The organism is Nocardiopsis deserti, assembly GCF_008638355.1.
GTDB lineage: Bacteria > Actinomycetota > Actinomycetes > Streptosporangiales > Streptosporangiaceae > Nocardiopsis > Nocardiopsis alborubida.
The window spans coordinates 450,879-475,430 of record NZ_ML703349.1 but is presented as its reverse complement, the minus strand read 5'-3'; the positions used below and the strand labels follow the sequence as shown (position 1 = coordinate 475,430).

Sequence of the window (24,552 nt, the reverse complement as noted above, 5' to 3'; positions counted from 1 at the left end):
CGGTGCCGGGGGAGCGCCCCCTGCACCGGCCCGTCACGGCCGCCGCGCCCGGATCACCCGGGCGGCACCCCGGTCAGAACAGGTCCACGGCCCGGGAGTAGTGGCAGGCGTCCAGGTGGCCCGCCCCCCGGTCCATCAGTTCCGGGGGCTCCTCCACGCACTTGGCGCGCTCGCTCTCCGACAGCTCGTTCGCGAACTTCGGGCACCGGGTCCGGAACCGGCAGCCCGACGGCGGGTCGGCCGGGCTGGGCACGTCGCCGGTGACGACGATCCGCTCCCGGGTCCGCTCCTTGACCGGGTCCGGCAGGGGGATCGCCGAGATCAGCGCCTGCGTGTACGGGTGCGAGGGCGCCCCGAACAGCTCCTCCGCCGTCCCCGTCTCCACGATCTTGCCGAGGTACATCACGGCCACCCGGTCGGCGATGTGCTTGACCACCGACAGGTCGTGCGAGACGAACAGGTACGACAGGCCCAGGTCGTCCTGGAGGTCCTCCAGCAGGTTGATCACGCCCGCCTGGATGGACACGTCCAGCGCCGAGACCGGCTCGTCCAGGACGAGCACCTTGGGGTTGAGCGCCAGCGCGCGGGCGATGCCGATGCGCTGGCGCTGGCCGCCCGAGAACTCGTGCGGGTAGCGCGATCCGTGCTCGGCGTTGAGCCCCACCAGGTCCAGCAGCTCCCTGACCCGCTTCTTGGCGGTGCCGTTGCCCTGGCCGTGGATCCGCAGCGGCTCGGCGACGATGTCCGAGACCGTCATGCGCGGATCCAGGGAGGCGAACGGGTCCTGGAAGACCAGCTGGAGGTCGCGGCGCAGCGGCCGCATCTGCCGCGGGGACAGCGTGTGCAGCGGCTGCCCCATGTAGCTGACCTCGCCCGAGGTCTGCTTGATCAGCTGGAGCATGAGGCGGGCGGTGGTGGACTTGCCGCACCCGGACTCGCCGACCAGGGCGAGGGTCTCGTGCTCGCGCAGTTCCAGGGAGATCCCGGAGACCGCCTGCACCTCGCCGACCCTGCGCCGCAGGAGGCCCTTGGAGCGGATGGGGAAGTTCTTGACCAGGTCCGTGACGGTCAGGATGGCCTCGCGGCGTTCCCCGTCCGCGGGGGCGGCGGTCTCCGCGCCGATCTCGGCACGCGCCTCCCTGGCCTGCTCCTCGGCCTCCCGCACCTTCGTGACGGTGTCGGCCTCCACCGCCGTCCCCCGGAACAGGTCGGTGGGCACGGCGCCCCCCAGCTCCTCGCTGAAGTGGCAGGCCGCCGTGTGCGCGGAGGTGTCCGTCACCGGCACTCGCGTCCGTTCCCCGTCCCCGCCGACCGCGAGCAGGCGGGGCTCCTGTTCGCGGCACAGGTCCCTGGCCAGCGGGCAGCGCGGCGAGAACGCGCACCCGGTGGGCAGGGAGAGCAGGGATGGCGGGGTGCCCACGATGGGGGTGAGCCGCTCGTGGCGGTCCTCGTCCAGGCGGGGCAGCGACCCCAGCAGGCCGAGGGCGTAGGGCATCCGCGGGCGGTAGAAGACCTCCTCCACGGGGCCCATCTCCACGAGGCGGCCGCCGTACATCACGCCGATCCTGTCGACGTGCCCGGCCACCACGCCGAGGTCGTGGGTGATCAGCACCAGGGCGGCGCCGGTCTCCTTGCGGGCCGCCTCCAGCGCCTCCAGGACCTGGGCCTGGACGGTCACGTCCAGGGCCGTGGTCGGCTCGTCGGCGATGATGACGTCCGGCTCGTTGGCCATCGCGATGGCGATCACCACGCGCTGGCGCATGCCGCCCGACAGCTCGTGCGGGTACTGCTTGATCCGCTGCTCGGGGCTGGGGATGCCCACCAGCTCCAGCAGCTCCAGCGCCCGTGCCATCGCCGCCTTCTTGCCCACCCTGCGGTGGGCCAGGACGGCCTCGGCGATCTGGTAGCCGACGGTGTAGACGGGGTTCAGCGAGGTCAGCGGGTCCTGGAAGATCATCGCGATCTTGTTGCCGCGGACCCTGCTGATCTGCGCGTCCCTGAGGCCGATGACCTCCTGGCCCAGCACCTTGGCCGAGCCCTCGACGCGGGCGTTCTTGGGCAGCAGCCCCATGATCGCCATCGAGGTCACGGACTTGCCCGATCCGGACTCGCCCACGATCCCCAGCGCCTCGCCCCGGCGCAGGACGTAGGACACCTCGCGCACGGCGGGCAGCGGCCCGTCGTCGGAGGGGAAGGTGACGCTGAGGTCGCTGACCTCCAGGACCACGTCGCCGGTCCCCGCCGGGGCGGTCCCCTCGTTGCTCATCTGGTCAGTCGTGGTCATCGCCGCACCATGGTCTGTCGTGGGTCGAGGGCGTCGCGCAGCCCGTCGCCGATGAAGTTGATCGTCAGGCAGATCACCACCAGCAGCACACCGGGCGGGTAGAACAGCCAGGGTCTGGTGGACGCGGCCGTGCGCGCGTCGCCGATCATCTGGCCGAGCGAGATGTCGGGTGGCTGGATGCCGAACTGGAGGAAGGACATGCCCGCCTCCAGCAGGATCGCCACCGCGATCAGCAGGGTGGCCGCGACGATGATCGGACCGGCCGCGTTGGGCAGCAGGTGGCGGACGATGATCCACCCGGGTGAGGCCCCGGCGGCCCTGGCCGCCTCCACGAACTCCTGCTCGCGCAGGGACAGGACCACGCCGCGCACGACGCGGGCGATCTGCGCCCACGAGAAGAAACCGATGATCAGGGCGACGGCGTACCAGGTGGTCCCGGCCCGGGCGTTGCCCGCGATCGCGGCGACCATCACCAGCAGCGGCACGATCATGAACACGTCCACGACACGCATCATGAGCGCGTCGATCCGGCCGCCGTAGTATCCGGCGGTGGCACCCCACAGGGAGCCGACGACGGTACCCATGACCGACACCGTGAACGCCACCTTGAGCGTCTGCTGGGCGCCGCGCATGAGCTGGCCCAGGACGTCGTGCCCCGCCGTGGTGGTGCCCAGTGGGTGGTCGGCGTTGGGCGGCACGCTCGGCGGAATCTCCAGGTGGACGGTGTGGTCCCACCGCCAGAGGAGCGGGCCCACGAAGGCGGCCAGCACGACGACCACCAGGACGACCAGGCTGATCATGGCGGCCCGGTGGCGCAGGAACCGGGACAGGATCATCTGGAGCTGGGTGCGTTCGGCACCCCCGACGCTCTCGGCGTCGGCGCTGCGCGGCGCCGAGGGCGCCCTCTTCTCACTCATAGCGAATCCTCGGGTCGAGCACGCCGTACAGGAGGTCGGCGATGAGGTTGGCCACGATGACCATGACGCCGCTGAGCAGCAGCCACGCCATCAGCGCGTACGAGTCGTTCTTCTCGACCGCGGTGATGAAGAACTCGCCCAGGCCGCGCCACTGGAAGACGCGTTCGGTCAGGACCGCGCCGTCGATGATCCCGGCGATGCCGACGGCGACCACCGTGGTCAGCGGGATGAGGGCCGTGCGCAGCGCGTGGCGCCGGATGACGACGCGGTTGGGCAGGCCCTTGGCCCGGGCCAGACGGACGTAGTCGCTGTTGAGCACCTCGAGCATGGAGGTCCGCTGGTACCGGCTCCACGAGGCGAAGCTGGTCAGCATCAGCACGATCGTGGGCAGGGTCATGTAGGCGAAGGCGTTGGTGATCCTGCCCCACAGGTCCTCGCCCTGGGCCTGGTAGACACCGTCGCCGATGGTGGCGAGGACCTGGTCCCCCACGAGTTCGTTGAAGCCGACCCCGGCCTGCTGCATGATGCCCGCGAACCAGAACACGGGCATCGCCAGGGCCAGGAAGCCGACGAACGTGAGCGTGTAGTCGAGCTTGGAGTACTGGCGCATCGCGCTGACGACACCGGCCAGGACGGCCAGGCCCAGCGCGAAGACCATGGCCGCGCCCACCAGGCGCAGGGTGGTGCCCAGCCGCTCGGCGATGTTCTCGCCGATGTCGTAGCTGTTGCTCTGCGTGGAGGGGCCGAACTCGCCCTGGAGCAGGCCGATGTCTCCGTTGCCGCCGATGCCGGTGACCCAGAGCCAGTAGCGCTCGGGCATGGACCGGTCGAGGTAGAGCCGCTCCTCCTGGAGTTGGATGACCGAGGGGTCCGGGGGCGGCTGCTGCATCCTGAGATCCGCGAGCGGGTCACCGGAGACGTCGATCAGGACGAACGTGAGCACGGACGCGAGGATCAGGATGGGTATCGCGCCCAGGACGCGCCGCACCGTGTAAACGAGCATGGGTGTGATCCTTCAGGGGTGGACGAGGACCGGCCCGGGCCCGGGAGGATGCCCCGGGCCCGGGCCACGGGCCTGAGCCGAGTTACTCGGCGAGGTCCCACTCACCGATGTTGTAGGTGGCGCGGTAGCTGGACTGGAGGTTGTCCTCGACGTTGGCGAGCCGGTCGCTCACGAAGAAGTAGTTGGGCTCGGCCACGATCGGCAGGACGTAGGCGTCCGGCACCAAGGCGGCCACGGCGGCGTTGGCGTGCTCGGCCGCCTCGTCCAGGCTGGTCGCCGTCGCGGTGGCCCGGGCGTGCTCGTCCACCTCGTCGTTGGTGTAGCCGCCGAAGTTGCTGGGGCTGTCGCTGCGCCAGAACTGCTCGGGGCTGGTGGTGAAGTACGGGGTGCCGCTCCAGCCGAACTGGACGATGTCGTAGTCCTGCTCGTCCAGCATCGTGCCCAGGTCGTCGGTCATCTCGATGGTGGTCTCGATGCCGATCTCGGCGAGCTGGGCCTGGATCAGCTGCACGGAGTTGTTGCGGATGACGGTGTCGGTGCTGCGCAGGCGGAAGGGGCCGACCTGCTCGCCGTCGAGCATGAGGGTGTCCCCGTCGAGCTCGTAACCGGCGTCCTCCAGGATCCCGGTGGCGGCCTCGACGTCGCCGCTGCCCTGCCCGGTCTCGGAGATGTGGTCCTCGAAGTACTCGCTGTCGCTGCCGAAGATGTGGTTGTTCTTCAGCTCGTACTCGGGGTAGCCGGCCTCGAAGTTGCGGCTGGCGATCTCGTCGCGGTTGATCGCGGTGAAGACGGCCCTGCGCAACTCGACGTCGGAGAGCCACTCGTTCTCGACGTTGATGTCGATGTGCTCCCAGATGTTGCCTTCCCCGACGCTGAGGGTGGTGCCCTCCATCTCCCTCAGCTGGGTGATGACGTCCTCGCTGTACTGCGCGGGGTTGGCGCCGTGGATCTCGCCGTTCTGGAAGGCGGGGATGAAGGTGCCCTCGTCGGTGTTGTACGACATGATGACGCGGTCGAGCGCGGGCGCCTCGCCCCACCACTCCGGGTTGGGCTCCTTGACGACCTGGTTCTCCAGGTCGCCGTCCACGATCTGGTACGGGCCGCCGGACCACTCGGGGCGGGTGTCGTGCAGCCAGGTGAAGTACTCGCCGAGCTGCGCGGGGTCGTCGACGTCCCAGCCCTGCTCCTCGGCCAGGTGCGCCGGGTAGAAGCCGCCCGCCACGCTGTGCGCGTCGAACATGCCCATCCACTCGGGGTTGGCCAGGCCCTCCTTGAGGCGGAAGGTCGCGGTCTTGCCGTCGACCTCGACCTCCTCGACCATGTCGGCGCTCGTGGTGCCGCGGGAGTCGCAGATGTCGCAGTAGCCCTCGGTGGGAGCCGCGGACATCATCCACGTGACGCGCAGGTCCTCGCCGGTCATCGGCGTGCCGTCACTCCACACGGCGTCCTCGGCGAGGGTGAAGCTGAACTCGAAGGGGCCCTCGTCCGGGTTGTCGTTGACGAGCGTGGGCTCCTCAGCGAGCACGTCCATGTCGTACTCGTAGGTCGCGTCGGGCTGGTACTGCCCGGTGTAGGGGAGCACACCGGAGAGCATCTGGATGACGTAGACGCTGCCGCCCGCGCCGCTGATGGCACCCCAGGCGGCGGGAAGGCTGTTGATCACCCATGTGACCTCCTTCTCCTGCTCACCTTCGCCACCGCCGCCACCACAGGCGGTCAGCACCATCAAAGCGGAGGTGCCCGCCGCGGCGAGCGCGAGCGTCTTCCTTCGTTTGTGCATCAGTTACACCCTTGATCACTAATACGAGCCGAACCTCGGGGTTGTGTGGTTCGCACACGCCCCGCAGAACTAGGCGATTAGTCGATCAGAAGACCATTGAGCGAAATGTCTGTATAGCCCTACTGCCGGATTCGTGACCCATCCGCAACCGGTTCGCGCCCATCACCCCGGACCGCGGCCACACAGTTCCCACCCCACGGAAACACGAATGTCACCGCAGGTCAGAGCCCGATCCTAGAGCACTACTCCACTCCCCGGATTCGGACAAGCCAGAAATACATTGCGGGCCAGTTACGCCACCCAACAACGGTTAAGGTAAAGTAAACGTCGTTTAACTACCCGGGCGTCCCGAATGACTACACAGAGGCAAACGGACAAAAGTCCACAAAGCACACATATAATCCCGAATGTTCGTGCCGACCCCTCGGCCGTCTCCGCGGCGACCCACAGAGGAAACAGAATGCGTCAAACATAGGATGACGTGATGTTAATAAGACACAGGAGCTGAAACTCCCCCATGCGAGGGCAGACCACACCAGGCAGGCACGGAAATCCCCAGCTCCGGTTGTCCGAAACCACCGTCCACGCACTGCCGGAGCCGATAGGGTTTCGAACGGCGATCGCCGTCATCCCACCCGCGGTGCCCAGTGAGAGGGGCCTCTGCCGTGTCCGAAACAGTTCGCCTGGTGTGCCCCGTAGGCCGCAAGCACGTGGAGCTGTGGGGCGGCTACGGTCTGCTGGCTCTCGGTGCCCTGGCGGTCGCGGTCGACGTCTCACACTGGGCCAACATCACCCTCGGCGTCCTCCTGGCCCTCATGGGCGCCGCCCTGGCCGCGCACGGCCACATGATCAAGGCGCCCGTCCTGGAGGTCTCCGACGGCGAGTTCCGCTACCAGCGGGGCCGCTACATCGTGCGCGTGCCCTTCCACGACATCGGCTCGTACTACGTGCTTCCGGGCCGTATCCGCTCCCTGGGGCTGTACGACAACGCCGGACGCCCCAAGCGCTTCCCCTCGCTCCAGAGCCGCCGCACCTCGCGCGCCTACCTGCCGCTGACCGGGATGACCAACCCGGCCCGGGTCGAGTCGTTCATGGCGGTGGCGGGCATCCCGCCGCGCGGGCGTTCGCTGACCTCCTGAGTACCGCGCCCCCTCCTCCGGGACTCGCGGCCGCCCCTCCCGGGGGTCAGCGCTCCCCCTCCCGGGTGCCGGGCCCCCTCCGCGCGGAGCAGCGCCACTCGCGTGGGCCTGCCGCGACATATCCCGACACATCGGGCAATTACCCACCACGCCCCGGACGGACATACCGCCGCAAGGCCGTGTCCTCTACTCTCGATGGGGTGAAGCAGTCCAGAATCACCGCCATCCTGACCGTAGCGGGGATGCTCGCAGCCATGTGGGTCTTCGAGATCCTCGACAGCTTCGTGCTCCTCGGACGGCTCGACCAGCAGTACGGTCTGCGCGCCTGGGACCTCCAGGGCCCCTGGACCGTGTTCACCGCGCCGTTCATGCACGGAAACCTGGAACACCTCATCGGCAACTCGCTGCCGTTCCTCGTGCTGGGCGCGCTCGTCGCGTTCAGCGGCCTGGGGCGGTTCCTGCTCACCACGCTGATCATCATCCTGGTCAGCGGTGTGGGCGTGTGGCTGTTCAGCTCACCGCTCTCCCTCACCGTGGGCGCCAGCGGCCTGGTCTTCGGCTACTTCGGCTACACGGTCCTGCGCGGGATCGTCGAGCGCAAGACCATCGACATCGTCATCATGATCTGCGTGATCCTCTTCTACGGGACGATGATCTGGGGGGTCCTGCCCCAGTACCCCGGCGTCTCGTGGCAGGCGCACCTCTTCGGCTTCGTCGGCGGCATGCTCGCGGCCTACCTGCTGCCCAGGCGGGAGCGCCGCAGACAGCTCGACCAGGGCTACGGAGGCGCCCAGGGCGGCTACTACGCCCCCTGACGGCGCGTCCCGGAGCCGCGCGCGGCTCCGGGAGCACGGACGAACGCGGACGGGCCGCCCCTCGGGGACGGCCCGTTCTCGTGTGCACGGAGGCCCCGGAGGGCTGTCCGGGACCGGTGCGCGCGGGGACGCGGCCCCGCGCGCCCCTAGAACTCCAGACCCTCGGCGTCCTCGCCCAGGGTGCGCTCCAGGAACTCGGGGTTGTCCGCGAGCCAGACGCGGGCGCCCGCCTCGGGGTCGTCCTTGTACCCGCCGTCCTCGGACACGGTCAGGACCTCCAGGCTGGCCAGCTCGTCATCGCTGAGCTGGAACTCCTCCAGCCAGCCGGTGAGCTCGGGGTACTCCTCGCCGAAACCGTCACGACCGACGGCGTGGACGGTCTCCGCGTCGCCCATCAGGCCCTCGGGGTCCTCCAGGTCCTTCAGGTCGTACTGGGCGTAGGCCGGGTGGGGACGCCACAGGGTCACCACGATGGGCTCCTCCTCGGTGATCGCCGAGTCCAGCTCGGCGAGCATCGCGGCGGTGGAGGACGTGACCAGCTCGAAGTCCTCGTCCAGGCCGTAGCCCGGCATGGCCTCCTCCTGGGTGACGCGGGTCAGCCCGGCGCCCGGGTCGATGCCCACGATCCGGCCGTCCAGGTCCTCGACGTGGTCGGTCAGGTCGGGGATGCTGTTCACGTCCTCCATGTAGGAGGGCACGGTGATGGTCAGCTTGGCGTTGTCGTACCAGGCGCCGAGGTCCTCCAGCTGGTCCCCGTACTCCTCCCAGTAGTCGGCGTGCGTCACCGGCAGCCAGGTGTCGAGGAACAGGTCGACGTCGCCGTTGGCCGCGCCCTGGTACATCGGGGCGACGTCCACGTCGGTGATCGTGACGTCGTAGCCCTTCTCCTCCAGGATGGCCTGCCACATGTGCGTGACGGCGATGCCCTCCTCCCAGGCGATCAGCGCGATGTTGATCTCCTTGGCGTCCTCGCCGCCACCGTCCTCCGGGCCGGTCAGGCTCTCACCACCACCACCGCCGCCGCAGGCGGTCAGGAGGAGCGCGGCGCTCATGCCGGCGGCAGAGAGGGCCGTCATGCGCTTACGGCTGTACATCGTGGGGTTCCTTCCCTCGGGGAATTCGGTGTGCGGGGCTGGGTAGGGCGGGGCGGGCACGCCGCTCAGGCGGCCGAGGCGGCCGCGCGCGGGCTGTTGCGGGTGACGGCCGCGGTCAGGCGGTCGAGGAAGATCGCCAGGATGACCACGGCGATACCGGCCTCGAAGCCGAGGGCGCCGTCGTTGCGGGTGATGCCCTGGTAGACCTCGCTGCCCAGGCCTCCGGCGCCGACCATGCCCGCGATGACGACCATCGACAGGCCGAGCATGATGACCTGGTTGACCCCGGCCATGATGGTGGGCAGGGCCAGCGGAAGCTGGATGCCGGTGAGGACCTTGCGCCGGGAGGCGCCGAAGGACTCGCCCGCCTCCACCAGCTCCTTGTCGATCTGGCGGATGCCCAGCTCGGTCAGGCGGACACCGGGCGGCATCGCGAAGACGATGGTGGCGACCACGCCGGGCACGGCGCCGATGGAGAAGAAGAAGATCGCCGGGATCAGGTACACGAACGCGGGCAGCGTCTGCATCAGGTCCAGGACCGGCTTGACGATCTTGCTGACCAGGTCGTTGTAGGCGGCCACGACGCCGATCGGGATCGCGATGACCACGGCGATGGCGCTGGCCACGAGGACGAGGCCGAGCGTGTCCATGGCGTTGGTCCACTGGCCGACCGACGCCACCACGGTGAGGGCGACCAGGCCGAACAGGCCCATGCGCCACCCGGCCACCGAGAGCGCCAGGAGGCTCAGCAGCAGGATCATCAGCAGAGCCCCGGGCCGGGTCACCAGCATCGGGAGCACGAGCCAGCCGAGCAGGACCAGCACGAGCCATCCGCCCGCGACGACGCCGGTGCGCACGCGGGTGCCCCGGTCGAGCACACCGAGGACGGTGACGGCGACCAGGAAGAGCAGCGAGATGCAGAAGTAGGCGTCCACGTACTGCTGGTCGAACAGGTTCATCGCCCACAGGAAGAGCTGCGGCGGCAGGCTGTTGACGACGGTGTTGCCGAACCCGGCCTGTGCGTGCAGGACGTAGAGCAGCGAGACCGCGGCGACGATCACCGCCAGCGGCAGCCGTCGGCGGCGCAGCAGCGGGACGGCGATGATCACGGCGGCGACGAAGGCGAGCTGCCCGGCCGCCGGTTCGGTGAAGAAGCCGGCCAGGGCGCTCACGGCCCAGCGGATGAACTCGCCGACGACGTCGAAGAAGAGACCGAAGGTGCTCTTGAGCCAGGCGTTGAGGGCCTCGAAGCCGTCGCCGATGGGCAGGGACGGCGGGAAGTCGACGGGTGTCACGGGGTCTCCTTCCCGCCCGCGAGAGCGGCCAGTACGGAGTTGCGCGTCACCGTGCCGAGCACGGTGCCGTCCTCGTCGACCACGCGGAGGCGGTCGGAGACGGCCGCGCTGGCGTACAGGTCGGCGACCAGGGTGTCTGCGCCGACCTCGGGCGCGGAGGAGTCGGCAGCGGGAGCACTCGGGTCGAGCACCGACGCGGCGGTGAGCACGCGGGTGCGGTCGACGTCCTCGATGAAGCGCTCGACGTAGTCGTTGGCGGGTTCGCTGAGGATCTCCTGCGCGCTGCCGATCTGGGCGACGCGGCCGTCGCGCAGCACGCAGATCCGGTCGCCGAGGCGCATGGCCTCGTTGAGGTCGTGCGTGATGAAGACGATGGTCTTGCCCAGGCTCTTCTGGAGCTCCAGGAGCTGGGTCTGCATGTCCCGCCGGATGAGCGGGTCGAGGGCGCTGAACGCCTCGTCCATGAGGATGATGTCGGTGTCGGCGGCCAGTGCCCTGGCCAGGCCCACACGCTGCTGCATGCCTCCGGAGAGCTGGTGCGGGAGCTTGTCCTCCCAGCCGCCGAGCCCCACGAGTTCGAGGGTCTCCCCCGCCTTCCGGCTCCGTTCCGCGCGGGACAGGCCCCGCAGCTCCAGGCCGTAGGCGGCGTTCTCCAGGACCGTGCGGTGCGGCAGGAGCGCGAAGTGCTGGAAGACCATGCTGATCTTCTCGCCCCGCAGCTTCAGGAGGCTCTTCCTGCTGAGCGCGGTGATGTCCACGCCGTCGACCTCGACCGTCCCCGCGGTGGGTTCCAGGAGGCCGTTGAGCATCCGGATCAGGGTGGACTTCCCCGATCCGGACAGGCCCATGACGACGAAGATCTCGCCCGGTTCGACCTCGAAGGACACGTCGATGACGGCGGCCGTCACGTCGAGGTCGGCGATGGTGTCGCGGTGGCTGCCGTCCGAGAGCCGCCCGACGGCGGCTTTGGACTGTCTACCGAACACCTTGTACAAGTGGTCTGCGCGTACTGCTGGCACGGTCTCCTCTAGAGGGCTGTCCTGACCGCGAGGCGTGTCGGGGCAACACCTGCGCCCCATCGCCGACCCGCGGTTCCCACAGGTAGCCGGCCTGCGCGGAGCCCTCTTGCGCGCCCCCTCATCGGGGCGGAACCGCTACCTGGTTCACGTCGGGGCGCAACCTTACCGAGGTGTGTACGCACAGTTCAGGCGCTAAGTAACCAGCAAATAACATGTTTAAACGCCATAAAAACCGTCCGCCGACCTGTGGCAGCGGATGCCGGAGCTCCAGAACGCTCCTTTGTGATTTACGCCACACAGGAAAAAATAGTGACCTTGGTCACATACTAGTGACAGATGGGTCAAACGACAGTCCGTGTCCGCCCATGACCGTACCGTAAACGAACCGCCCTGTCTGCCCCCGGCTCCGCCTAGACGCTCTCGGGGCTGATCGGGGTGCGGATGAAGTTCTGGTGGGACCTGGACGGCGTCGGTCCCCGTTGCCCCTGGTAACGCGACCCGTAGCCCGCGGAGCCGTAGGGGTGCTCGGCCGGGGAGGACAGGCGGAACATGCACAGCTGGCCGATCTTCATGCCCGGGTAGAGCTTGATCGGCAGGGTGGCCACGTTGGACAGCTCCAGCGTGACGTGCCCGGAGAAGCCGGGGTCGATGAACCCGGCCGTGGAGTGGGTGAGCAGTCCCAGGCGCCCCAGGGAGCTCTTGCCCTCCAGACGGCTCGCGATGTCGTCCGGGAGGCTGACGACCTCGTAGGTGGACGCCAGCACGAACTCGCCCGGATGCAGGACGAACGCGTCCTCGCCGTCGGTCTCGACCAACCGGGTGAGGTCCGGTTGCTCGGCCGAGGGGTCGATGTGCGGATACTTGTGGTTCTCGAACACCCGGAAGAAGCGGTCCAGCCGGACGTCGATGCTGGAGGGTTGGACGAGGCCGGGGTCGAAGGGGTCGATCCTGACCCGCCCGGCGTCGATTTCGGACCTGATATCGCGATCGGAGAGCAGCACGGTCCGAACCTACCGCCTGGGGCAACGCAGCGTAGCGGCGATCCCCGGCCGGGTGGCGGTCCGCGCCGAGTTGCCCACCCGGCCCGGAGTTGGGCTAGGATGGCATCCGTTGCCAGCCGGAACCTTCCGGCGGTGCCGCGCGGATGTAGTTCAATGGTAGAACTTCAGCTTCCCAAGCTGATAACGCGGGTTCGATTCCCGTCATCCGCTCCACGCAGCAGAAGGCCAGGTAGATCGGTGCAAACCGAACACCTGGCCTCAGGCGTTTCTAGGGGTCCGTACGGGCCGCGTGCCCGTTACGTGCCCGATGCTCAGACCGCAGCACCCGCAGAGTGCGAGCCCCCACCGTCGCCCGCACGGGTCCGGCGCAGCTCCTCGGCGGCCCTCTCCCCCAGCCGGTCCGCCAACTCCTGAGCGCGTTCGTCGCGCGCGTGGAGGTAGACCATCGCCGCCCGGGGACTGGAGTGCCCCATCCGGTTCATCAGCTCCCGTAGGGAAGCCCCGGCCTCGGCCGCGTAGGTGTTGCCGGTGTGCCTCAGGTCGTGGAGGTGGACGTCCTCCAGGCCCACGGCCGCGCAGGCGTCGGCCCAGTACTTCGTGAAGTTGCTCCGGCGGAGCTGGTTGCCGCGTACCCCGACGAACACGAAGCCGTTCGGCCCCGGAGCCGAGTACTCGTCCAGGTGGCGGCGCAGGTCCGGGAGGATCAGCGACGGGAGGCGCACCGTACGGGCGCCCGCCCGGGACTTGGGTCTGCCCTTCTCCAGGGTCCCGATGTCGTAGACGGTCTCCCGCACGGTCACGGTCCGCCTGTCCAGGTCGAGGTGTCGGCGGCGCAGGCCCGCCAGCTCACCCCATCGCAGACTGCCGAACGTCGCCAGCAGCACCAGCGCCCGGTACCGGGGGTTGATCGCCTCGGCCAGCTCGAAGACCTGGGGCACTGACAGCACCGGACGTTCCTCGGTCTCCTCCTGGCCCGCGCCGTCGATCTGGCAGGGGTTCTCGCGGATCAGCTTGTCCTTGACGGCGGTGTTGAGCACGGCCCGCATGAGCCGGTACGCCTTGGGGACCTGTCCCCTCCCCTGGGCCTTCCTGCGCTTGGCCGCCCGCCACTTGCGGATGTCGGCCTCCTGGATGTCCTTCAGGCTCATGTTGCCGAACGTGGGATTGAGGTGGAGGCGGAGCAGGTCCTCGTAGGTGCGGCGGCTCTTGGGGGTGAGTTCGCGGTTGTCCACCCACTCCGCCGCGTACTCGGAGAAGAGGTCTTCCGCGTTGGGGTCCCACCAGCCGTCACGGTTGATCTCGGCCTCTCGCAGGGCCAACCAGCGGTCCGCCTCCTTCTTCGTCGCGAAGGTGTGCGGGGCGGGGTGGTTGATCCCGTCCGGTCCCGGATAGCGGACCTGGTAGCGCCCGGAGGCGAGCTTGCGGATACGGCCGAACCGGCGCTTCTTCGCAGCCACTACGCGGCCCTCCTCGTGTGCGACCTCAGCGGCTCCACGACACCGGCGGTGATGAACTCGTCCAGCGCCGATTCCGGGATGCGCACGTGGCGGCCGACCCTGACGAAGGTGATGCGCCGCTCCTCGATCAGCCGACGGGGGTAGCGCTCGGAGGTGTTGAGGCGTTCGGCCGCCTGCACGACGGTCAGGAGACGGCCGGTCGGACGGGTCTTCTTGCTGGTCATCAGGCGGCCCTTTCCGTTGCCGAACGTTCGGGGGTACATGCCGCGTCGAGTTGGGCGCGGCGTTTGAGCGCTTCGCCCACGGCGCGGAGGAGGCGTTGTTCGCGAGGGGGCACGTCGGGGTCGGTGGGACGGGCCAGTTCCCAGGCGAAGGAGCCTGAGGAGACCGAGGACAGCACCGGGGAATGCGGGGTTTTCTCGTCCTCCTGGCCGTCGTTGGCCGGGTCGTCGCCGAGGGTTTCCAGGACCCAGGCGAGCCGGTCCGCCTTGTGATCGGCCAGGGTCTTGCCGGACCACTTGCGCGAGACCAGGACGCGGCGGCCCGCGTAGCCCAGGTGTTCGCGGCGGTGAGCCTTGGAGCGGCAGAACCCGGGGCGCTGTCCGGCCTTGGCGTCGTCAGGTTGGATGCCGTAGCGCAGCCAGTTGGAGCACCGGGGCGAGCACGACTCGAAGCGCAGGGCGTCCAACAGCCGGTCCACGTGCTGTTCCTGCCGGGTGGTCTCCACCTGGTGGCAGCAGCGATCTGGCGGAGTTCGGCCCGGGGAATCGTGCCCCGGGTGGCCATGTGCAGGTGCGGAGCCAGGCGTCGTTGGGGTTCCACAGCCGCGAAGTACTGGACATCGAACCCCGCGACCCGGCGAAGGTTCTACACGAACCGGTCCACCAGCTTGGAGAAGTGGAGCGTGTCCCGAGCGGCCCGCCGGTAGTCGTACGTGGAGGGGTCAACGGGGGTTCCGTCCGAGCGCACCCGCCCGTAGGAATCCAGGGTCAGGGTGATGAACAGCGAGGGCCGAAACACCTTGTCCGAGGCCGGGTCGGTGAAGGCCCGCCCGACCGTCTTCCGCGTCATGGGCCGTTTGGGCAGGTCGGGCACGTCCTGACGGCGCTTGGTCGAACGCACCCGACGCGACCCCGACAAGAGCGAAGCGGAGCGGGTGACCGAACCTCGAAGGCCGGAGGCGGTGGTCTCCTCGTCCAGGTCCGCGATCGCCGCATCCAGCGCCGAGAGCTGTTGGGGGTCAGCGGTCCCGGTGGCGGCGACGCGATCCTGTTCGGCGGTGACCATCGCACGCTACTCGACCCAGGAGCGTTGTTCCTCGGACGGCGGATCAGGCTCCACCACGGGTTCGGTGGCCAGGTGCCAGCCCTCTTCACACTGAGTGCGTCGAAGCGACCTCTTGCGCTTCGCACAGGCAGGGCACCGGGATTCCAGCGTGGACCCGCACGGAACGTCGATGATCTCGGTTTGGCCCGTGGCTATGTCGGTACGTCTGAGGGAGACCGGCCGTATGCACACCCCCTTGTCGGCAGCGATCTGTTCGGCGACCTCCCTCGCCAAGGGTTGGGCCAGACGCTCAGCCCGGGTGCTCTTGCCCGTGGGAGTCGGCATCAGATACCCCCCGACAGCAACCGCGAGGTGACCTCATGGACAAGTCCCGGCGCTTGATGCGGATCAGCCTGGTCGTGGCCCTGGTGTGGAGTGGATTCCTGGTCGTGTACATCGTGCTCCGTGATCCACACGCTTGGATGGTGTGGACGGGCATCGCGATCTCTGTGCTCTATCTGGGGCTTGCTTGGGATCACTGCCGTCGGTCGAGGAAGAGCGCTCACGCGGCCTACTCAGACGAAACCTCGGACGATCCCACTCCGTAGGTGTCAGCCATGGCGGTGATGTCCTCGTCCGAGACGTAGGCGGCCCGGACCCGCGCCGGGGCCGGTGAGCCCTCCAGGCGGACGTAGGCCGCCCCGGGAAGGGCGGGGTCGATCAGGTGGGCCTCCGCTCCGCGTTCGCGTGCTCCCTCGCCGAGGACCATGTCCACCTGCGATGCCTCGTCCAGACGCAGCGCGACCTTGTCCGGGAAGAGGTTACGGAGGTTCATGACCTCCTTGCGGGGGTCCTGCAACGCCGCCAGGACCGCGAAGCCGACCGAGCGGCCCTGCGAGGTCAGGGTGGCGAGCACGTTCTCCGCACGACGCCGCGCCTTCCGGTCTGGAGGGCGGCCCCCCCGGAACGCCACCCTCGTCCAGGTGCGCCACCGCGAACGGGTCAGCCGCGGTCGGGATGCGGGAGCACCGCCTGCCCGCCAGGCGCTCGGCCCTCCCCCGCACCGGGGCCGCGGGCCGGTCCTTCCGGGCGTCGTCGGATGAGCCATTCGGCCACGGCGATGTTGATCGCCCAGCCCGCGCCCATGAGCATCGCCCGGCTGAACTCGTCCGGAGCGCCGAGGGCCAGGGTCCAGGGCAGGTGGGTCAGTACCTGCGTGCCCGCGCCCTGGCCGATCGCGTAACCGCGGATCATCCAGGCGCTGTGCCGGGCGATGTCCCGCCGCCGCACCGCGGCGAAGCCGAGGACGACCGACAGCGCCATGGCCGTACCGAAGACGAGCCTCATGGCGGTGAGCAGACCGGTGTCGCCCTCGGGCAGAGAGTAGAACAGGGTCATCCACAGCCCCGAGAGCGCCGAGACGAGGCCGAGCGGGACCAGGAGCCTCCCGGCCGCGCGGTGCCAGCCGATCCGTCTGCGCCGGAAACGGGGGGCGAACTGGAAGGCCCCCAGGACGCAGTACACGACGGAGCTGACGATGTGCAGGACCACGGGCAGGGGCGAGGCGAAGAACCGTGCGTTCTCGGGCGTCACCTCGGCGCCGACGGTCAGCTCGCCCAGACGGACGCCGCCGGCGATCATCGGAACGGCGCTGAGCAGGATCAGCGAGGCGGGTAGGAGCCAGCCCGTCCTGGCGGAGGAGGTCACGACGAGTCCCCTTTTCGTTCTGGTTTCGGCTGCCAGCCGTCCGCTCCGCGGCGGCCGCGAGGACGGGTGCCACGTGGTCGTGCTCCCGCCGTCGTGGCTCGATCGTCGCGGCTGAGGGGGTGGCGGCTCATCGGACCAGAGGCCTGAACCGGGTCGGCCGAAAGTACGGGAGCGAAGTCGTACTTCGGCCGTGGGGCTCCGCACGGGGCGGGCTCGCGGGTAAGGGGCGCGCTCACGGGGGTCCGGAAGCGGACGCACCAGCGGGAAGTGCGGGACGGTCACCGACCGGAAGCGTCACCGCGCCTGAGACCGTTTCTGACGCGCTTGGTCTCGTAGGCCCACATGGCCGTCTCGACGCGGTTGCGGGTGCCCAGCTTGGCCATCAGGCTGGCGATGTGGGTCTTGACGGTGCTGAGGGTGATGTAGAACTCGTCGGCGATCTCGCTGTTGGTCCGGCCGCACGCCAGCGCGGCGAGAACCTGCTCCTCCCTGTCCGTGAGCGGCTCGACGGGCTGCGCCAGTGGTGAGGCGGGCCCGGTGTCGGCGAAGGCCTGGAGGAGTCGGGCGGTGATGCCCGGAGCGATGAGCGCCTCTCCCCCGGCCGCGGCGTGGACGGCCTGGGCGAGCAGCTGGGGGCCCGCGTCCTTGAGCAGGAAGCCCCGGGCACCGGCCCTGAGGGCGGCGTAGACGTAGTCGTCGAGGTCGAAGACGGTGATGACGACGACGGCGAGGGGATCGCGGACGGACGGACCGGCGAGGGCGCGGGTGGCTTCGATGCCGTCCATGCCGGGCATCCGGATGTCGAACAGGCAGACGTCGGGACGCAGCCTCCGCGCGAGCGCCACGGCCTCGCGCCCGTCAGCGGCCTCGCCGACCACCTCGATGCCCGGCTGGGCGTCGAGGATCATCACGAGGCCCGTGCGGACGATCTCCTGGTCGTCGGCGACGAGGACCCGGATGCTCACCCGGCTGATCCGGTCCGGGGCAGCACCGCGGTCACAGTCCAGCCCCGGTCGTGGTTCGGTGCGGCTTCGCAGGTGCCTCCGAGCAGGTCGGCCCGTTCGGCCATGCCGAGGATCCCGTAGCCCGGCACCGCACTCGGACGCAGGGGGCTGAGCTCGCCGTCGTCGCTGACGCGCAGGCGCACCGACTCGTCGTCGGCCGCGACGCGGACCTCTATACGGGTCGCGTTGCGGGCGTGCCTCCTGGCGTTGGTGACCGACTCCTGGGCGAGGCGGTAGATCGCTGTTCCGACCGAGGGGGGAAGGCCGTGGAGGTCGCCGACGACCTCCACAACGACGGAGGGCCCGGTCCGGGAGCGGCTCGCGAGCTGTTCGAGGTCGCCGACGCAGGGGTTGGGCGCCAGTTCCGCCGGGTGGTCGCGGCGCAGGACGCGGACCATGGTGCGCATCTCGGTGAGGGCGCGCGACGCCTCGGACTCGATCACCCCGAGCGCCTCCGCCGCCGCCTCCGGCCGCGAGGCCGACACCGCGAGGCCCGCCTGGGCGCGGACCGCCACGGCGGAGACATGGTGGGTGACGGTGTCGTGCAGGTCGCGGGCCAGCCGCTCGCGTTCGAGCAGCCTGACCTGCTCGAGCTCGCGTGTTCTGGCCTTGCCCCGGTAGCGCAGAGCCGCGCCGAGGGCGCTGACCGAGAGCAGGAAGGCGAGCCCGCCGATCGTGTCGGCGGGGCCGAGGTTTCCGAGGACCGCCGCGAGGCAGGCCTTGGCGAGCACGACCGCCGAGCCGATGACGGCCTCGCGTCCGGTCCCCCACCGGAACAGCGCGTACGGCAGGAGCAGCATGTACACCGACGTGTACGTCTCCGGGGCCTGGCCGCCCGCCAGCAGCGGGGCCAGTCCCGTGACGCCGAAGGCGATCGCGACCATGAGCAGCGGTCTGGTCCGGCGCCACAGCAGCGTGGGCACCAGCCCGACGGTGACCGCCACTGCGACGGACCGCCACGGCAGGTCCGGACGCAGGGCTCCTTCGAGCACCGCGACGGGCACGAGTACGCCCACGAGCGCCCAGTCCCACCACGTGCGCGACGGCGGGCGCGAGGGGCGGGGCTCGTTCCACACGGAGCGGAGGAGTTCGTACACGGGTTCATGGTAGGAGGCGCCGCCGCCGTCCGGATCGGCCCAAAGTACGAGAACCGGTGCGGGAACCGGGTTGTCGCCGCCCCGGAAGCGCGAAAGGGTCGGCGCCCCGGCGCGGCCTGCCCCGACCGCCCGAGGGCGCCGATCCCCGACGGTCCCCGCACGGGCCCGCGCGGGACACGCCTCCCGGCCGTCAGTCCTCGGCGCGCACGTCGACGGCCTCGCCCGCGGCGTCGAGGATGACGTCGTACTCCTGGCCGTCGGCACCGTGCACCTCGGCCTCCCAGCCGTCCCAGCCGTCCTCGTCCTGGCGCTCGACGTCGACGGTGGTGGCGCCCTCGCCCACCGCGGCGGCGGCGTTGGCGGAGACCGTCTCGCGGTCGGCCGCGGACTGCTCGCCGGTGTTCTGCCAGGGGGCGGGGCCGCCGTCGGTGTCGCGGAAGGCCGTGCCGTTGACGGTGAACACGTCGGCGTCGTCGCGCTCCTCGTCGTCGCCGTCGCCGTCGTCATCGTCGTCGGCCTCGTAGCGCACGCCCAGGGTGACCTCGGTGCCCTCCAGGCCGCGCAGCTCGTCCAGGAGCGGCTCGACGGTGCCGTTGCCGTCGAAGTCCTCCAGTTCGGGGTTGGTCAGCAGCCACTCCTCCGGACCGAAGTCGACCTCGACCCCGGACACGGACCAGTCGTCGGTGTCGTCCCCGGCGCGCAGCTCGCCCACGAGCTGCTCCAGTCCGTCGACCGAGCGGGTCGAGGGCCCGCTCTGCTGCGACCGCCCGTTCCCGCCCGTCTCGGAGTCGGCTCCTGCGGTGACACCGGTGAGCTCGATCGGGGCCACCTGCTGCTCGGGGTCACCGGCGACCACGTAGCCGACCGTGCCCACGGCCAGCAGTCCCGCGGCGACGGAGGAGGAGAGGATGATGATGGTCTTGGTCTGCATCGCGGGTCCCTTGCTCACATGCTCGGAGGTCTCTGTACCTCCCAGCATGCGGCGGCCCGATGATGGCGGCATGAGGTCGACATGAGGGCCTTCTTCATGTTGCGCTCAGGAACGGTTCAGCGGCCTCCGCCACGGTGGGGGTGACACGGGGGAACGGGGAGGGGCACGGCCTTGGCGATTCTGGTGGTGGAGGACGAGGAGGGGATCGTCTCCTTCGTGCGGCGCGGGCTGGAGACGGCCGGTTACCAGGTGCTCGCCGCCGACGACGGGGTCGACGGACTCACGATGGCGCTGTCCTCGGACGTCGAACTCGTCGTCCTGGACCTGGGGCTGCCGGGGATCCCGGGGGAGGAGGTGCTGCGTCGGCTGCGTATGCGCCGCCCCTCGGTGCCGGTGATCGTGCTCACCGCCAAGGACGCCGTGAGCGACCGGGTCGCCAACCTCGACGCCGGGGCCGACGACTACATGGTCAAGCCGTTCAGCGTGAGCGAGCTGCTGGCCCGTGTGCGCGCCCGGCTGCGCGGCGGCGGCCAGGAACGCGGCGACGTGCTGGCGGCGGGCGGCGTGGTGCTCGACCTCGGGGCGCGCACCGCCTCGGTGGAGGGACGCACCGTCAACCTGTCGGCCCGCGAGTTCGCGCTGCTGGAGGTGCTCATCCGCCATCCGACGCAGGTCTTCTCCCGGCCCCAACTGCTGGACCGGGTCTGGGGCTACGACTTCGACGGCGCCTCCAACGTGGTGGAGGTCTACGTCAGCCAGCTGCGCCGCAAGCTCGGCGGCGAGCGCATCCAGACGGTCCGCGGCGCCGGATACCGGCTCGGGGACGGCGCTCGGTGAGCCTCACCGGCCGGGTCGTCCTGCGGTCGCTGATGGTCATGGCCCTGGTCATCGGCGGCGTCGCCCTGCTCACCTACGAACTGGTGCGCGTGTCGGGCCTGGGCGACATCGACCGCCTGCTGCGCGAGGAGTCGGCGCTGGTCGGCGACGCCCTCGACGGACGGCTGCCCGCCGCCGCCGGGCTCGACGGCGTGGTCTCGGGGCCCGAGGCCGAGCGCGCCGCCCGCCAGGCGCTCGCCGTCCGCCCCAGCGGGGCCCGCCACGTGACGCTGGTGACCGTCAACGACGTGCGTCTGCAGAGCACCGGGGGCCCCTCGCGCGTCGCGGGCCTCATGCGCGGCGGCGACGCCCCCGAGCCCGAGCCCGGGACCGTCCGCACGCTCGACACCGACGCGGGCCCGCTCCGGGTGCTCGACACCCGGGTCGTCGACGACGCCGGTGACACCCTGGCCGTCGTCACCGTCGCCGCCCCGCTCGACTCCACCCGCGACACCGCGGCCACCGTCCTGCTGTGGGCCGGACTCGCCGGGGCGATCGGAGTCGTCGGCGGAGGGGTCGTGCTGTGGCTGGTGGTGCGGCGCACCCTGCGCCCCGTGCGGGAGGTCTCCGACGCCGCCAAGGCGATCTCGCCGGCCGACCTGGCCACCCGCGTCCCCGTGCCCTCCACCCGCGACGAGATCGCCGAACTGGCCACCGAGATCAACCAGATGCTGACCCGTATCGAGCAGGCCGACAGCAACCGGCGCCGGTACCTGGCCGCGATCTCCCACGAGGTGCGCACCCCGCTCTCCGTCGCCGAGGGGCACCTGGAACTGCTGGGCACCGCGGAGGCGGCGGTCGTGCGCTCCGAACTCGACCGCCTGCGCCGCGTGCTGGAGGACCTCATGGCGGTGGCCCGCGGCGGCGACGAGATCGACGTCCGCGTCGAGGCCGTGTTCCTGCCCGACCTGTTCCACGACGTGCGGGCCCGGCTCGACGCCCTGCCCCACGCCGACGCCGTCACCCTGGAGGAGCCACCGCCGGACGTCCTGCTCGGTGACCAGTCACGCCTGGAGCAGTGCCTGGCCAACCTCACCGCCAACGCCGTGGACCACAACCCGCCCGGCACCCGCGCCACCGTGACCGCCCGCTGCGGCGAGGACACGATCATCCTCACCGTGGCCGACGACGGCCCGGGGATCAGCGCCGAGGTGCTCCCCCACGTGTTCGAACCGTTCGTCACCACCCGCAGCACCGGATCGGGACGTACCTCCGGGCTCGGCCTGTCGGTCGTGCGCTCCATGGTCGAGGCCCAGGGCGGCGGGGTGGGGATCGACAGCGGCCCCTCCGGCACCGTCGTCACGATCACCCTTCCGCGTGCCACGCCCTGACCGGTTGCGCGCAGGACCCGATTCCGTGTCCGGAGGCTCGGCGCACACCCCCTGTCCGCACGGGGCCCGGTGGAATTCCCCCTCGCCACGGAGGGTGAAAACGAGAATTCCCCGGAAAGGAAGAACGCATTCCTCCGCGGACGCCCCCCTCTGGCTCCCCGCGCGGCGTCCGCCAGCGCACACTCCGCCGGGAGGCCGTAATCCCCACCTTTCGTGATAGTCTCGTAATATCGTCGCAACGCCTCTCACCTGCACGTACGCCCACCACGGGCACCTGACTGAACCGTGGCCAAGTTTTGGGTCGGCCTTGGGGGGCAGTGCGATATGACAGGAGGTGCTCCAATGGAGACCGGAATAATTGTCATCATCGCCTTAGTGGTGGTGGTCGTCATCGCCGGAGGAATCGCGATCGCCGCGCGGTCCTCGATCCTCCCGGCCCGGCGCACCGCCCGGCTGAAGAAGCGTTTCGGCGCCGAGTACGACCGCGCCGTGAAGGTTCACGGCAACAGGACGGCCGCCGAGAACGACCTGTCCGAGAGGCTCCGCCGCCGCGACAACATGACGCTCCGCGAGCTGAGCGACCAGCAGCGCGTGGCGCACACCCAGACGTGGGCCGCGGTGCAGCAGGAGTTCGTCGACGATCCCGTCCACGCCGTCCGCGACGCCCGCGGACTGGTGGAGGCGATCATGGCGGACCGCGGCTACCCCGGCCCCGCGTCCGCGGCCGACGGTGACGCGGCCTTCGACCAGCGCCTCAACGACCTGTCGGTGGACCACTCCGCCGCGGTCACCGGGTTCCGCCGCGCGCACGCCGCCGGGCGCCCCGCCGAGGCGGGCCAGACCGGCACCGAGCACCTGCGCGAGGAGCTGGTGTCCTACCGCGGCCTGGTGGAGTCCCTGTTGGGCGGCCTGCCGACGGCCGACGGCACGACGACCCGGGGCCCGGGCACGGAGCGGACCGCGGTCGACCACACCGCTCCTGCCACGAGCACGGAGCGGACCGCCGTGGAGCAGCCGAACCGGGAGAGGGGACCGGAGGCGGGTCTGTGACCGGCCTCGGCGGCGCTCCGTGGAACCGACGACGACACGAGAAGGCGGACGACATGGTGGAACGCGTACCCGGTCCCGGCAGGAGCCGGGAGACCGAACCGGAGCAGTACCCGGCGCAGACGCCCGGCCCCGGGACCGGCCCCCGCACCGCGGAGCCGGTGACCGTCGACGCCGAGGTGAACGACCCCGGGCGCGGGACCGGACCCGCCGGACACACCGGCGCCCCGGACACCGGCTACACCGGTGCTCCCGGTACCGCCGGTCCTGGCAGCACCGGTTCGGCCGGTGCTGAGCACATCGGCACCGCTGGTACCCCAACCGCCGGTTCCGGACACGCCCGGCCGGGCGTGCGCGGAACCGCGCCGAGCCGGGTGCCGGAGCAACCGGGCACCGGAGCGGACCGCTCGGACGCGGCCGCCGGGCCCCGGACGCAGGGCGCGAAGTTGGAACGGGTCCGGGAGCGCTGGAACGCGACCCAGGGCAGGTTCGTCGACGACCCCCACGGCGCCGTGCGCGAGGCCGACGCGCTGGCGGCGGAGGTCGCCGACGCCGTGGTCGCGGAGATCGAGGAGCGCCGCTCCGCGCTGCGCTCCGCGTGGAACGAGGGAGAGGGTACGGACACCGAGTCGCTGCGGGTGGCCCTGCGCGACTACCGCTCCTTCGTGGAGCACCTGGTCAGTACCAACGCCTGACCGCGTGCGGCCGCTGTGAGCCGTTCCGGACCGAGGGGCCGCCCACCGCCGAGCGCGGGGGCGGCCCCTCCAGGTCATCCGATGACGAGCTTGTCGACCGCCGCCTCGGCCTCGGCGAACAGCTCCCGGTAGTGGCGCTCCCGGGCCTCGCCGGACAGGTCCTGTGCCTCGCTGTCGAACAGCACGGCCGTGTGGACGTCGAAGACCCCGCAGAACTCCGAGATCCCCCGGCGCAGGGGCCCGTCGAGCAGGTCGAGCACCAGGTCCGTGTTCGTGTCCCCCTCGACGAGACCGGCCAGGCCCAGCCACAGCATCCGCTTCCCCGCCATGGGGGACCTGCTGCGGCCGTACGTGAGGCCGTAGTTCCACACCCGGTCGATCCAGCCCTTGAGCAGGGCCGGTAGCCCGAACCACCACACGGGGAACACGGGGACGATGAGATCGGCTGCGTGGACGCGGCGGATGTGGGCGTGCACCTCGTCGGAGTAGACCTTGTCCCGGTCGCCGTAGTCGGGTTCGTCGGCCTCGCTGTTACGGGGGTCGAACCCCTCGGCGTGCAGGTCGAGCAGGTCGACGCGGTATCCGGCCGCCTCCAGGCGGGCAGCGGCCCGTCCGGCCACGGCGGCGGTCAGGGAGTCCGGACGGTGGTGGGCGACCACGACCAGCGCGGTGCGCCCGGTCGACGCGGGGGCTTCGGAGGGCTCGGAAGGTGTGAAGGACTCTTGGTTCATGAGTCCAGTACAGACCAGCAGACGTGGACGTTCCATAGCTGAGAAGCTGCGTTTCTTTGGCGT

General features: G+C 70.3%; 22 protein-coding genes, 1 tRNA gene and 2 pseudogenes. 7 read left to right on the top strand and 18 right to left on the bottom strand.

The features are described 5' to 3' along the window. Nucleotides 1–73: 73 nt before the first annotated feature. The 4 genes from FYW99_RS07150 to FYW99_RS07135 form a co-directional block, all read right to left on the bottom strand. The gene (locus FYW99_RS07150) at nt 74–2,284 is read right to left on the bottom strand and encodes an ABC transporter ATP-binding protein (RefSeq protein WP_150251145.1); all 2,211 of its coding nucleotides are present in this window, start codon (nt 2,282–2,284) and stop codon (nt 74–76) included. Then, nucleotides 2,281–3,201 carry an ABC transporter permease gene (locus tag FYW99_RS07145; protein WP_150251144.1) on the bottom strand — a complete coding sequence of 307 codons (921 nt, stop codon included), beginning with the start codon at nt 3,199–3,201 and terminating at the stop codon, nt 2,281–2,283. The genes FYW99_RS07150 and FYW99_RS07145 overlap by 4 nt, the downstream gene beginning before the upstream one ends. Continuing rightward, entirely contained in the window at nt 3,194–4,204 is a 1,011-nt protein-coding gene (locus tag FYW99_RS07140; RefSeq protein ID WP_150251143.1) for an ABC transporter permease, read from the bottom strand. The genes FYW99_RS07145 and FYW99_RS07140 overlap by 8 nt, the downstream gene beginning before the upstream one ends. An 82-nt stretch (nt 4,205–4,286) precedes the next feature. Then, a complete protein-coding gene (locus FYW99_RS07135; protein WP_150251142.1) occupies nt 4,287–5,984 on the bottom strand; it encodes an ABC transporter family substrate-binding protein in 1,698 nt (565 codons plus the stop codon). A gap of 665 nt (nt 5,985–6,649) precedes the next feature. Here FYW99_RS07135 and FYW99_RS07130 point away from each other — a divergent pair. Together FYW99_RS07130 and FYW99_RS07125 are read left to right on the top strand one after the other, a co-directional pair. Then, nucleotides 6,650–7,123, top strand: a complete 474-nt coding sequence (locus FYW99_RS07130; RefSeq protein ID WP_150251141.1) for a hypothetical protein — start codon at nt 6,650–6,652, stop codon at nt 7,121–7,123. Nucleotides 7,124–7,323: 200 nt separating this feature from the next. Beyond that, entirely contained in the window at nt 7,324–7,938 is a 615-nt protein-coding gene (locus FYW99_RS07125; RefSeq protein WP_150251140.1) for a rhomboid family intramembrane serine protease, read from the top strand. Between the two features lie 146 nt (nt 7,939–8,084). On the opposite strand, the gene FYW99_RS07120 is transcribed toward FYW99_RS07125, so the two are convergent. The 4 genes from FYW99_RS07120 to dcd form a co-directional block, all read right to left on the bottom strand. Continuing rightward, nucleotides 8,085–9,032, bottom strand: coding sequence for a glycine betaine ABC transporter substrate-binding protein (locus FYW99_RS07120; RefSeq protein WP_150251139.1), 948 nt, complete (start codon nt 9,030–9,032; stop codon nt 8,085–8,087). Between the two features lie 65 nt (nt 9,033–9,097). Beyond that, nucleotides 9,098–10,327, bottom strand: coding sequence for an ABC transporter permease (locus FYW99_RS07115; RefSeq protein ID WP_150251138.1), 1,230 nt, complete (start codon nt 10,325–10,327; stop codon nt 9,098–9,100). Beyond that, on the bottom strand, nt 10,324–11,322 hold the full coding sequence (locus tag FYW99_RS07110) for a quaternary amine ABC transporter ATP-binding protein (protein ID WP_150251222.1): 999 nt from the start codon (nt 11,320–11,322) through the stop codon (nt 10,324–10,326). Before FYW99_RS07110 ends, FYW99_RS07115 begins: the two co-directional genes overlap by 4 nt. 434 nt (nt 11,323–11,756) lie before the next feature. Continuing rightward, the gene (gene dcd, locus FYW99_RS07105) at nt 11,757–12,347 is read right to left on the bottom strand and encodes a dCTP deaminase (RefSeq protein ID WP_013155535.1); all 591 of its coding nucleotides are present in this window, start codon (nt 12,345–12,347) and stop codon (nt 11,757–11,759) included. Between the two features lie 139 nt (nt 12,348–12,486). On the opposite strand from dcd, the gene FYW99_RS07100 reads away from it, so the two are divergent. Further along, a tRNA-Gly gene (locus FYW99_RS07100) sits at nt 12,487–12,560 on the top strand. Between the two features lie 98 nt (nt 12,561–12,658). On the opposite strand, the gene FYW99_RS07095 is transcribed toward FYW99_RS07100, so the two are convergent. The 9 genes and pseudogenes from FYW99_RS07095 to FYW99_RS07060 all read right to left on the bottom strand — a co-directional run bounded on the left by FYW99_RS07095 (nt 12,659) and on the right by FYW99_RS07060 (nt 19,809). Continuing rightward, a complete protein-coding gene (locus tag FYW99_RS07095) occupies nt 12,659–13,804 on the bottom strand; it encodes a tyrosine-type recombinase/integrase (RefSeq protein ID WP_150251137.1) in 1,146 nt (381 codons plus the stop codon). Further along, the gene (locus FYW99_RS07090) at nt 13,804–14,028 is read right to left on the bottom strand and encodes a helix-turn-helix domain-containing protein (protein ID WP_150251136.1); all 225 of its coding nucleotides are present in this window, start codon (nt 14,026–14,028) and stop codon (nt 13,804–13,806) included. Before FYW99_RS07090 ends, FYW99_RS07095 begins: the two co-directional genes overlap by 1 nt. Beyond that, complete coding sequence (locus FYW99_RS32955) at nt 14,028–14,531, bottom strand: replication initiator (protein ID WP_317846982.1); 504 nt, start codon at nt 14,529–14,531, stop codon at nt 14,028–14,030. Before FYW99_RS32955 ends, FYW99_RS07090 begins: the two co-directional genes overlap by 1 nt. A 63-nt stretch (nt 14,532–14,594) precedes the next feature. After that, nucleotides 14,595–15,415 (bottom strand): annotated as a pseudogene (locus tag FYW99_RS32950) (replication initiator); the annotation flags it as partial. Nucleotides 15,416–15,641: 226 nt separating this feature from the next. Beyond that, nucleotides 15,642–16,131: pseudogene (locus FYW99_RS07080) on the bottom strand (cell division protein FtsK); the annotation flags it as partial. Further along, the gene (locus FYW99_RS07075; protein WP_223838828.1) at nt 16,073–16,777 is read right to left on the bottom strand and encodes a DUF2306 domain-containing protein; all 705 of its coding nucleotides are present in this window, start codon (nt 16,775–16,777) and stop codon (nt 16,073–16,075) included. The pseudogene FYW99_RS07080 and the gene FYW99_RS07075, both read right to left, overlap by 59 nt. A 278-nt stretch (nt 16,778–17,055) precedes the next feature. Next, a complete protein-coding gene (locus FYW99_RS07070; RefSeq protein WP_150251135.1) occupies nt 17,056–17,742 on the bottom strand; it encodes a response regulator in 687 nt (228 codons plus the stop codon). Beyond that, on the bottom strand, nt 17,739–18,878 hold the full coding sequence (locus tag FYW99_RS07065; RefSeq protein ID WP_150251134.1) for a sensor histidine kinase: 1,140 nt from the start codon (nt 18,876–18,878) through the stop codon (nt 17,739–17,741). Before FYW99_RS07065 ends, FYW99_RS07070 begins: the two co-directional genes overlap by 4 nt. A 190-nt stretch (nt 18,879–19,068) precedes the next feature. Beyond that, nucleotides 19,069–19,809 carry a PepSY domain-containing protein gene (locus tag FYW99_RS07060; RefSeq protein WP_150251133.1) on the bottom strand — a complete coding sequence of 247 codons (741 nt, stop codon included), beginning with the start codon at nt 19,807–19,809 and terminating at the stop codon, nt 19,069–19,071. A gap of 171 nt (nt 19,810–19,980) precedes the next feature. On the opposite strand from FYW99_RS07060, the gene FYW99_RS07055 reads away from it, so the two are divergent. The 4 genes from FYW99_RS07055 to FYW99_RS07040 all read left to right on the top strand — a co-directional run bounded on the left by FYW99_RS07055 (nt 19,981) and on the right by FYW99_RS07040 (nt 23,758). Then, nucleotides 19,981–20,646: a response regulator transcription factor gene (locus FYW99_RS07055; protein WP_150251132.1), complete on the top strand. Its 666-nt coding sequence runs from the start codon at nt 19,981–19,983 to the stop codon at nt 20,644–20,646. Continuing rightward, nucleotides 20,643–22,016 (top strand): sensor histidine kinase, encoded by a 1,374-nt coding sequence (locus tag FYW99_RS07050; RefSeq protein WP_150251131.1) that lies wholly within the window; start codon nt 20,643–20,645, stop codon nt 22,014–22,016. The genes FYW99_RS07055 and FYW99_RS07050 overlap by 4 nt, the downstream gene beginning before the upstream one ends. A gap of 342 nt (nt 22,017–22,358) precedes the next feature. Further along, nucleotides 22,359–23,066 carry a hypothetical protein gene (locus tag FYW99_RS07045; protein WP_150251130.1) on the top strand — a complete coding sequence of 236 codons (708 nt, stop codon included), beginning with the start codon at nt 22,359–22,361 and terminating at the stop codon, nt 23,064–23,066. A gap of 53 nt (nt 23,067–23,119) precedes the next feature. Beyond that, a complete protein-coding gene (locus FYW99_RS07040) occupies nt 23,120–23,758 on the top strand; it encodes a hypothetical protein (RefSeq protein ID WP_150251129.1) in 639 nt (212 codons plus the stop codon). Between the two features lie 74 nt (nt 23,759–23,832). Here FYW99_RS07040 and FYW99_RS07035 read toward each other — a convergent pair whose 3' ends face one another. Next, entirely contained in the window at nt 23,833–24,489 is a 657-nt protein-coding gene (locus FYW99_RS07035) for an NAD(P)H oxidoreductase (protein ID WP_150251128.1), read from the bottom strand. Nucleotides 24,490–24,552 lie beyond the last annotated feature (63 nt).

Excerpts from the sequence above, each read along its gene's own strand:
- FYW99_RS07150 (WP_150251145.1), bottom strand. The coding sequence starts at position 2,284 with ATGACCACGACTGACCAGATGAGCAACGAGGGGACCGCCCCGGCGGGG.
- FYW99_RS07145 (WP_150251144.1), bottom strand. The coding sequence starts at position 3,201 with ATGAGTGAGAAGAGGGCGCCCTCGGCGCCGCGCAGCGCCGACGCCGAG.
- FYW99_RS07140 (WP_150251143.1), bottom strand. The coding sequence starts at position 4,204 with ATGCTCGTTTACACGGTGCGGCGCGTCCTGGGCGCGATACCCATCCTG.
- FYW99_RS07135 (WP_150251142.1), bottom strand. The coding sequence starts at position 5,984 with ATGCACAAACGAAGGAAGACGCTCGCGCTCGCCGCGGCGGGCACCTCC.
- FYW99_RS07120 (WP_150251139.1), bottom strand. The coding sequence starts at position 9,032 with ATGTACAGCCGTAAGCGCATGACGGCCCTCTCTGCCGCCGGCATGAGC.
- FYW99_RS07090 (WP_150251136.1), bottom strand. The coding sequence starts at position 14,028 with ATGACCAGCAAGAAGACCCGTCCGACCGGCCGTCTCCTGACCGTCGTG.
- FYW99_RS07060 (WP_150251133.1), bottom strand. The coding sequence starts at position 19,809 with ATGCAGACCAAGACCATCATCATCCTCTCCTCCTCCGTCGCCGCGGGA.
- FYW99_RS07045 (WP_150251130.1), top strand. The coding sequence starts at position 22,359 with ATGGAGACCGGAATAATTGTCATCATCGCCTTAGTGGTGGTGGTCGTC.
- FYW99_RS07040 (WP_150251129.1), top strand. The coding sequence starts at position 23,120 with ATGGTGGAACGCGTACCCGGTCCCGGCAGGAGCCGGGAGACCGAACCG.
- FYW99_RS07035 (WP_150251128.1), bottom strand. The coding sequence starts at position 24,489 with ATGAACCAAGAGTCCTTCACACCTTCCGAGCCCTCCGAAGCCCCCGCG.